The organism is Anaerocolumna xylanovorans DSM 12503 (assembly GCF_900143645.1).
GTDB lineage: Bacteria > Bacillota > Clostridia > Lachnospirales > Lachnospiraceae > Anaerocolumna > Anaerocolumna xylanovorans.
Window position 1 is genome coordinate 296,982 of sequence record NZ_FRFD01000010.1, and the last position, 9,436, is coordinate 306,417.

The following is a 9,436-nucleotide window of genomic DNA, read 5'->3' on the forward strand; positions in this document are numbered from 1 at the left end:
CTTTTATACCTGTTTTGCAGCATTCATAATAGCATTTTCGATTTTATCAAAGGTAGACCATGAAAATATCCCCTTATCCTCCAGCTTATGCTTCGGAGATTCACCGATTCTCATGGCTATGACACCGTTACAGTCACTTAGCGCATTGAGCATCTTTGCAATTTTATCGTCCTGCTCACTGCAATAAGCATTGCCGGAACAGTACTTTTCTACATCACGTTTTTCCAGAAAACGGACATCACCGTCCGTATATTCATAGATATAAAGTTCCCTTGCATGGCCAAAATGCAGATCCACATTAATCCCGCTCTTAGACGCCACAGCAAATAACATATGCTTCTTTCCCTTATCCTTATTTCCTTTCTCTTCCGGAGCAAAACCGGCAAGGTCAACAGAAATATCATTATCAAGGGTTCCAATGGCATCCGCACGGCACTGCCTGCAATGAAGCATCTGCTTCATGATTGTTCCGCACTCTGTTCTTAACTTCCCGATCTCAAGATTGCTCACCATCGGAAGGTTTTCGAAAGCACTTCCTTTCACCGGGACCATTTGCATAATATTCGTTATATACACTCCCATATCCTTGCAGGTCTGTACTACTTCCGGAATATGATGCTCATTAATTCCCTTGAGCGTCACGATATTCACCTTGCAGATTACTCCTGCTGCAAGCAGCATCCGAAGTCCCGACATCTGATTGGATATCATAATTGCTCCGGCCGCATCTCCCTCATAGATTCCGCCCATATAGCTGACGTACTTATATATCTTTCCGCTGATTTTGGGATCAACAGCACTCATTGTCACGGTAATATGCGTCACGCCAAGGTCCGCCAGCTCATTTGCATAGAATGGAAGCATCAGTCCGTTGGTTGATAAGCAGAAGGTTACATCCCTGTCATATTCCCGAATCAGTTCAATCGTACGTTTCACCTGCGGATAATTTTCCGCCAGCGAATCTCCCGGACCGGCAATTCCCACAACCGTAAGGTTCGGCAGCTTAGCTTTCACTGTTTTATACCGCTCCAGTGCCTCTTCCGGTGTCAGAATAGAACTGGTAACCCCAGGACGGCTCTCATTGGGACAGTCAAACTTTCTTACACAGTAATTACACTGAACATTGCAGGATGGTGCTACCGGCAGATGGATCCTTGCATATTTGTGTCCTGCACAATTATAGCAGGGGTGCTCCATTGTTTTTTTCACCATATCATCCGATATGTATTTATCCTCCACCATTTTCTTGTTTTTGTCAATTCCGCTCCCTTTATAATATTCATCATAAATCTCTTCACGGAACGTCGTCTCCGTTACTTTGAGCAGTGCGTTCGTTATTTCATCAAGAAATGTCTGGGTTCCTTCATAACCAAGCATCCGCAGCCTTTGTCCGCCCACACGGTCATGGATTGGAAATGCCCTGCGAACCAGCGGAATTTTAAGATTCACCTCAATTCTTCGCCCATCCGAATTTCCTATCATAAGATTTGCGCCATATCTGGCTGCAGCCTCCTCAATTTCCTTAAAATCCGCATCATCCATAATAGCATAGCCGTCCACAAAATACCGTACGCCAAGATCCTCCACTGCCTGCCCGACATAATCCTTTAATGAAGGGAAGACACTTCCGGTTGCCACAACCACCGGCATGATTCCATTCTCAGAACATACCCTGACTGCCGAGATTACAAATTCCGGCTCTCCAAATATAACGGCTCTTCCTGCGCTGTTATATTTATGTGAATCAATCATGCCGTCCAGATAACGCCCCCTCTCTTCCATAAGACCTTCAGGTATTGTAACACCGGACACCTCTGAAAGCAGACGGTAAAATGCATCCGTTGCCTTTAGTCCCATGGGTGACAATATCTGCCGATAGGGTACCCCATATTTGCCGAAAAGCGTCTTTGCCGGCGACTGGGTTGTCGTATCATCGGTGATTTCTATGGTCAGCTTTGCCCCTGCCATCTTTCTTATGTCACCAATTGCGGTTCCTCCCCGGGGAAGTCTTGAATAATTGGGGTCATATCCTCCGTCAAGGTTACTTGAAATGTCCGTTAAAAAGATTGCATCGATTCCGAATTGCACGAACGCACTCTTTATAAACCGGATATCCGCAGGACTGTGTGGCGGCAGCACCACATTGACCTTGTCATTTTTCTCTGTATTCATATCAAGCTTCCCTACGATTGCATTCAATGCCGCCATATAGCCCTCATACTGCGTTCCCCCATATCCCGGAGAAGCAACCGGAATCAATGTAATGTCTTTATATTGCGGATTTTCTTCCCGGAACCTCTCAATGATTCCCGAAATGTCCTCTCCAATGGTCTCCGCAAGGCAGGTGGTCATGATCCCGATTACCTCAGGGTTATACAGGCTGATCAGATTCGTAAGACCAATTTTTAGATTCTTTTCTCCGCCATAGACTGTTCCCTGCTCTGTGAGGGAGGAAGAAGCAATATCCACCGGCTCATTATAATGTGTCGCCATGTGTCTTCTGATATAAGTGGCACATCCCTGGGATCCGTGAAGAATGGTCATGCATTTGCTGATTCCGTAAAATGCTGTGGATGCCCCCATAGGCATACACATCTTACATGGATTTACATTAAGACTAACAAGAGAATTGATTTTTGTTTTCATAGACCACACTCCTTAATATAACTCCATACCGGGCTATTCATACTCTCATTGATCTCCCTGGTAAAATTGATGACTCCCTCAAAGCCGGCCAGCGCATGCTTTCTCTCATGGTTATGGTCGCAGAATGCTATTCCTAACTTATAGGCCAGCGGACGCTCTTTTACACCTCCAACCAGAATATCCGCTTCTTTTTCCTTCATGAAAGCCTCCAGCTCCGCAGGATTCGCATCATCCAAAATGATAGTATCTTCATCTACCAGGCTCTCGATTATTTCATAATCATCCTTTTTTCCGGTCTGTGTTCCCACGACAACCGTCTTCATTCCCAGAAAAGCGAACTGGCGGATCAGAGATATTGCTTTAAAGCCTCCGCCGACATAGATAGCTGCTTTCTTTCCTTCCAGGTTACTCCTGTACATATTAAGGAAATCCTGTATTTTACCGGTTTCCTTATCACAGAACCGGATTCCCTTCTCTCTTGCTTCCTCATTCCCAAGCGCTTCTGCAATCCTCAAGAGAGAACTCGCCGTATCCTCTATCCCGAAAAAGCTTACCTTGATATAGGGAATACCAAACTCCTCTTCCATCCGATTGGCAAGATAGGTACTTGAACCGGCGCACTGAACCACATTCAGAGAAGCAGAAGGTGCCTTGATCATTTCATCGTAGCTTGCGTCTCCTGTAAAGGACGCCACCACAGGGATGCCTATTTTGGCAAGATAATTCTTGATGATCCACATTTCCCCTGCAAGATTATAATCCCCGAGGATATTGATCCCGCCCGTTCGTTTGTCCGTCTTGTACGGGCTTATGACCTGCATGATCGCATCACAGGCCATCCGGTACCCGGTGGATTTGTTTCCTGAAAATCCGGGGGATTTCACGGGCACCATCGGAATGGAATATTTTTCAGACATATGTCTGCAGATAGCGTCCACATCATCACCGATGACACCCACGATACAGGTGGAATATACAAAAATAAGTTTCGGATGATTTTTTGACATCAGCTCTTCTATGGCACTTTCAAGCTTTAAGGCTCCGCCGAATATTACATCCGTTTCCCTTAGATCTGTACAGAAACTGTTCCGATAGATGTCTTCCCCGCTGGTAAGGCTCCCGCGTATATCCCATGTATAACTTGAGCATCCGATTGGCCCGTGAATAATATGATAGGCATCTGTAATCGGATTTAACACAACTCTTGCGCCGCAGTACACACAAGCTCTCTGGCTTACCGAACCTGATACAGAATCCGTATCACATTTCATTCCCGTCCCGGAACAGACCCCTGCCTGCTTGGTCAGAATGGATTTTTCCCTTTCCCCTAAGACATTCTTTCGCTGTAATTCGGCCATCTGGAACACTCCTTTCATCATTTATCGCTATCTTACATGAGGGTATCTAAAAGTCTCTTAAGATTACGAGACTTTAAGACACCCTCGTTTTGATTACCGGAACCGCCTTATTGCTTTATTACATTACAACATCAAAATCCTCATCCTTGGCCTCTGCATCTACTTTATCCATCAATGCGCAGGTGATTTTCTCCACATAGCGTATTGCACCGGCATATCCGACCGTAGGTTGAATGGTATTGCCATAACGGTCAAGCACAGGAAATCCCATCCGAATGATTGGAATATTCTCCGCTTTTGCTATTTGCTTTCCATAAGAACTTCCAATTAAAATATCCACCGGCTCATTTTTAATCAGCTGATGAAGATAAAACAGATCCGTATCAGCTTTAATAACACATTTACCTGTATCGATTCCATGCTCTTTTAAGAGCGCTGACACCTGTCTTGTGAATTCCTCCTTCGGCGTACCTGTAATCACGTACTTTGGAATCATTCCCATTTCAATGCAAAGTGAGGTAAAGCTGTATACAATATCAGGGTCTCCGTAAATCGCAGCTGTCTTATTGTAGGTATAGGTATGGGAATCCAGCATTAGATCCACCAGTCTTCCTCTTTCGTCTTCAAGTGTTTGCGGCACCTCCTGGTGGGATATTTCACGAAGTGCCATGACATACTTATCCGTAAGCTTTACACCGATTGGCATGGGAATCAGCGAAAACGGAACCTTGTATTGTTTATCAAGGAATTCAGCAGGCTCACTGCTTGTGATATGTCCCATGGCAATCAGCTTTTTCGCCGTACCGAGAGCCTTGATATCTGCCGCAGAGGTTCCTGCTCCCTTGGGGAAATATTTATATTTGCCCGTCATAGGTGTTTCCAGGATTCCTTCATGATCCGGGAAATAGATATAGTCCACACCCATCACCCCTGCAATGCGCTTTAATTCCCTGTCATCTCCCGGATTGACCCAGCCGGGGAAGATGGCAGCCCGGTTGCTTTTAACTGCGGCTTTTTGTGTCATATACTTCATAATACCGATCATCATATTTGAAAAGCCCTGGATATGGGAACCTTCATAGGAAGGGGTGCTTGCATAAAGAACTGTCTTATCATCGGAAACCTCAAGATCCATAATATAATTTCCAACATCATCACCGATGGTCTCGGAAAGGCAGGTGGTGTGAATTGCTATAATATCCGGATCATAGATGTCAAATATGTTCTTTACCGCCGTTGTCAGATTACTTCTTCCTCCGAATACGGAAGCTCCTTCGGTAAAGGAGCTGGAGGTAGCCATGGCTGGTTCCTTAAAATGTCTTGATAATACGGTTCTGTGATAAGAGCAGCAGCCCTGAGAGCCATGGCTGTGGGGCATGCAGTTCTCAACCCCAAGCGCACAAAACATTGCTCCGACCGGTTCACAGGTCTTACAGGGATTAATGGTGATATGTCTGTTTTCCATAATTTCTTTTGGTGTCAGCTCAAGCATTAATTTTCACCTCCGATTCTTCCTCCAAGCAGTGCTGCCGTCTTCCAGGGAGGAGTGGTAAGCACCCAGGCTTTGGTATAAATACTCATTGTGACATCACGGCCGAATATGACAGCACCATTAAATCCTGCATACGGACCGGAATAATCATAGGAATGAAGCTGTCTGGACACTACTCCCTGCTTCTGGATCGAATATTTATCCTTAATTCCGGAAAAGAAGATGTCAGGTTTCATCGTTTGAATCAGCTCATCCGTTTCAAACATATTGTAGTCATCGACAACCATATACCCTTTTTTCATATCCGGAAACATTCCGTCATAGGTATCAATCTCGATTCCTTTTTCCTTGAGTTCCTCCAGTTTCTCTCCACTATAACGCTCCTTATATAATTCTTCATCCCGGGAAACAGCAATCTCTTCGATGTTCTTGCTGTCAGCATCCGGCTTTATCTCCGAAATGATGTCCCGCCCTTCATAGTCATCCCTGTGAGCGAATTCATATCCGGCGATAATCGTCTCGATTCCAAGGTCTCTAAGAAGGCTCTGATAATGATGAGAACGGGAACCTCCGGTAAAGATACCTGCTGTCTTGCCTTTTAACATCGACCGGTAATATTCCATATCATCTGAAATTGCTTCCAGCTCTTGTGCTATAACCTCTTCTGTTTTAGCAATAAGCTCAGTATCCTGAAAGTACTCAGCGATCATCCGAAGAGTTTTGCAGGTTGCCCCGATGCCGATAAAATTAACCTTCAGCCAGTCTATGCCGTATTTTGTTTTCATCATCTGTGCCACATAATTGATGGAACGGTGGCACATAACCAGATTCAAATCCGCAAGATGGGCATTCTTCATGGTTTCGTAGCTTCCATCTCCGGTAAACACTGATACTATCTCATATCCGATCTTTTTAAGTATTCTCTCTTCTTCCCAGCCATCACCGCCGATATTGTATTCACCCAGAATATTCAGCGAATATTTGCCCATCGGCTTTTTATCACCGGTACCAATAACCTGCTTCATCAGGCCGTTATTGGCAATATGATGTCCCGAGGACTGTGAAACGCCCTTGTACCCCTCACAAGAGAAGCCGATTGCCTTGATACCGTATTTTTTCTCAACTTCTCTCGCAACTGCCTGAACATCGTCACCGATCAGTCCGATTGGACAGGTGGAACAGATGAAGATACATTTCGGATTGAAAATCGCCATGATCTCATCAATTCCTTCCTCCAACTTCTTCTCTCCTCCAAATACAATATCTGTCGGCCGCATGTCCGTACAGAAGGAATAAGGGATAAAATTTTTCCCGCCTTCTTCCGTCTTTGCCTTATTTCTTCTGGTTCCCCAGCTGTAAAATGCACAGCCGATCGGGCCGTGGGTAATCGTGACCGCATCCTTCATGGGTCCTACAACAACACCTTTACACCCTGCATAACAGCAGCCCCTTGCTGTTGCGATACCGGGAATGGCCCTGGTATTAGCAGTTATGGTATCCTGCTCGTCACTCATCTCAAGCTGGGTGATATGGCTCTTTCTGTTTTTAAAGACTCTGGAGGAGTATTTTTCCAGCAACAAATCTCTTTCATTCATAAATATACACCTCCTAATACGCATCTGTAGTTGCTGCACCGTCTCTAACCCGGTATGATTCCATGACGGGAGCAACAAATATCTTTCCATCTCCGGGATGCCCTGTCTGATTCGCCTTTATGAATATATCAACCGCATCCTTCACTTTATCATCATCAACAATCACGATAAAAAGCCTCTTTGGAATCAACCTTACTGCTTCGGTAAGTGCCTCTCCCTGGGAATCCATCGGCAGTTCTCCGGTAGCCATTACAAGCTTCAGAAGTTCGGGATCAATCATTTTCTTGCCTCTGCCCATGCACTTACGGCAGCTGTAAGCAGGAAATCCATTTTCCGCCAACGCCCGTTTGGTTGCATTTACTTTATTCGGGCGAATAAAAGCCATGATTTCTTTCATATATATACCGCCTTTCGTTTAAAGACCCGCTTTTCCAGTGCTGACCGTGTATGCTTCTTCCACCTGTGATACAAATATACGCCCGTCTCCGTAGTTACCATTGCCGGTTCTTGCTGTTCGCATAATAATTTTTACAATGGTATCCTTATCCTCGTCCGTACAAACAATCAGCAGCATTTCCTTCGGAATCTCATCATAGCAGTAATCATCGACCATAATTCCTTTTTGCCTTCCTCTTCCAAAGACATCCATCTTGGTAACCGCAGCAAATCCTGCCTCAGCCAGCTCCACCATTACCTGCCCGGCTTTTTCGGGTCTTACGATAGCTCTTATTATCAGCATAAACTCTCTCCCCTCTTAATCCATAATTCCGTATTCCATAAGGATTTCTTCCAGCTCATCAATTGACATTGGCTTTGGAACAACAAACATGTCATTGCCCTCTATCTTTCTTGCAAGCTCTCGGTATTCCTCTGCCTGTGGCTCCTCCGGGCTGTAATCAATTACTGTTTTCTTATGGATTTCTGCCCTCTGTACTGCATTATCACGCGGAACGAAATGAATCATTTGTGTGCCAAGTTTTTTTGCCACTGCCTGAACCAGATCAGCCTCTCTGTCAACCTTACGGGAATTACAAATCAGACCGCCAAGACGAACGGTTCCTGTCTTTCCATATTTTGCAATACCCTTTGAGATATTGTTAGCTGCATAAAGAGCCATCATTTCCCCTGAACATACAATGTAGATTTCCTGTGCCTTCCCTTCACGTATCGGCATTGCAAAACCGCCGCAGACAACATCGCCGAGTACATCGTAGAATACATAATCAAGGTCATCCGTATAGGCCCCCAGCTGCTCAAGGAGATTGATGGATGTAATGATTCCGCGTCCTGCGCAGCCAACACCGGGCTCCGGACCACCGGACTCAACTCCCTTGATTCCCATAAACCCCTGCTTCATTACCGCCTCAAGCTCAATATCATCCCCTTCGTCTCTTAGGGTATCAAGAACTGTTTTCTGTGCAAGTCCCCCAAGCACCAGTCTTGTGGAGTCTGCTTTGGGGTCGCATCCGACTATCATGATTTTCTTCCCAATATCCGCCAGACCTGCTGTAAGATTCTGTGTTGTAGTTGACTTTCCGATTCCGCCTTTTCCGTAAATCGCTACCTGTCTCATAATGATTCCTCCGTTTCTTTAAAACAAAATGGCTTTTTAATCCGCTTGACAGCGCCGATTAAAAAGCCACCTCTTTGTGAATATGATCACTTGAACCTCTGCAACATGATTGTGAAATGTTAGGATTATCATAATAGAAAAAGTCCCTTGACACAATACATCAAATTATATAATTAATCTTCGTTTTTAATTCATCTTTTGTGACAATTATTGTATGTAGGTATTTTTGTGCTAAAATACCGCCATAACTTCTTGTTTTAAAACACTTTTTATGCATTATAACTGGTATAGTCAAAAAAATCCCCTTTCGCTTTCTTATAAGCTCATGGAGCTTTATATCTGTATTTTGGGTAAAGTCTTAACAAGCATTTTTATGCAACAAAAGAGAAATGCCAGACAGTGATTTACACCATCAAACATTCCTCTTACACCACCATATATACGGTTCTGTATACGGCGGTTCTCTAGTTTACACAAACTTCCTCTCTTTTCCACCTAAAGAACATTTTTAACTTTGACTTTTCCTCTGGCTATCAAATATATCTTCATTACTTAATTGGATGTCACATAAGCACCATTCGTGTATATCAGATATGACACTGGTTTGTTATATGTGTAGTCATACTGGCCGGTGGATGAATTCCAGGTCTGACTCTTTATTGGATATTTCAGCACTACGGTATCTGTATATCCCGGTGCATATACATTTGATGTGCTTGCAACAGCCATACCCATAGCTTTTCCATTCTCATCAAAGTATAATGCCGTAAGC

At 44.4% G+C, this 9,436-nt stretch carries 8 protein-coding genes; all 8 read right to left on the reverse strand.

Features of this window, described 5'->3' with window-relative positions; all coding sequences use genetic code 11:
• Nucleotides 1–3: 3 nt before the first annotated feature.
• A complete protein-coding gene (locus tag BUF11_RS17775) occupies nucleotides 4–2,646 on the reverse strand; it encodes a nitrogenase component 1 (protein WP_073590195.1) in 2,643 nt (880 codons plus the stop codon).
• Nucleotides 2,643–4,004, reverse strand: coding sequence for a nitrogenase iron-molybdenum cofactor biosynthesis protein NifE (nifE, locus tag BUF11_RS17780; protein WP_073590196.1), 1,362 nt, complete (start codon nucleotides 4,002–4,004; stop codon nucleotides 2,643–2,645). The genes BUF11_RS17775 and nifE overlap by 4 nt, the downstream gene beginning before the upstream one ends.
• Before the next feature lie 118 nt (nucleotides 4,005–4,122).
• Nucleotides 4,123–5,496, reverse strand: a complete 1,374-nt coding sequence (locus BUF11_RS17785) for a nitrogenase component 1 (protein ID WP_073590197.1) — start codon at nucleotides 5,494–5,496, stop codon at nucleotides 4,123–4,125.
• The gene (locus BUF11_RS17790; protein ID WP_073590198.1) at nucleotides 5,496–7,091 is read right to left on the reverse strand and encodes a nitrogenase component I subunit alpha; all 1,596 of its coding nucleotides are present in this window, start codon (nucleotides 7,089–7,091) and stop codon (nucleotides 5,496–5,498) included. The genes BUF11_RS17785 and BUF11_RS17790 overlap by 1 nt, the downstream gene beginning before the upstream one ends.
• 13 nt (nucleotides 7,092–7,104) lie before the next feature.
• Entirely contained in the window at nucleotides 7,105–7,488 is a 384-nt protein-coding gene (locus BUF11_RS17795) for a P-II family nitrogen regulator (protein ID WP_073590199.1), read from the reverse strand.
• Nucleotides 7,489–7,506: 18 nt separating this feature from the next.
• Entirely contained in the window at nucleotides 7,507–7,830 is a 324-nt protein-coding gene (locus BUF11_RS17800) for a P-II family nitrogen regulator (RefSeq protein WP_073590200.1), read from the reverse strand.
• A 15-nt stretch (nucleotides 7,831–7,845) separates the two neighbouring features.
• Nucleotides 7,846–8,664 (reverse strand): nitrogenase iron protein, encoded by an 819-nt coding sequence (nifH, locus tag BUF11_RS17805; RefSeq protein ID WP_073590201.1) that lies wholly within the window; start codon nucleotides 8,662–8,664, stop codon nucleotides 7,846–7,848.
• A gap of 552 nt (nucleotides 8,665–9,216) precedes the next feature.
• Nucleotides 9,217–9,436 (reverse strand): hypothetical protein (locus BUF11_RS24470; RefSeq protein ID WP_175562094.1); only part of this gene is annotated, 220 nt, incomplete at its 5' end.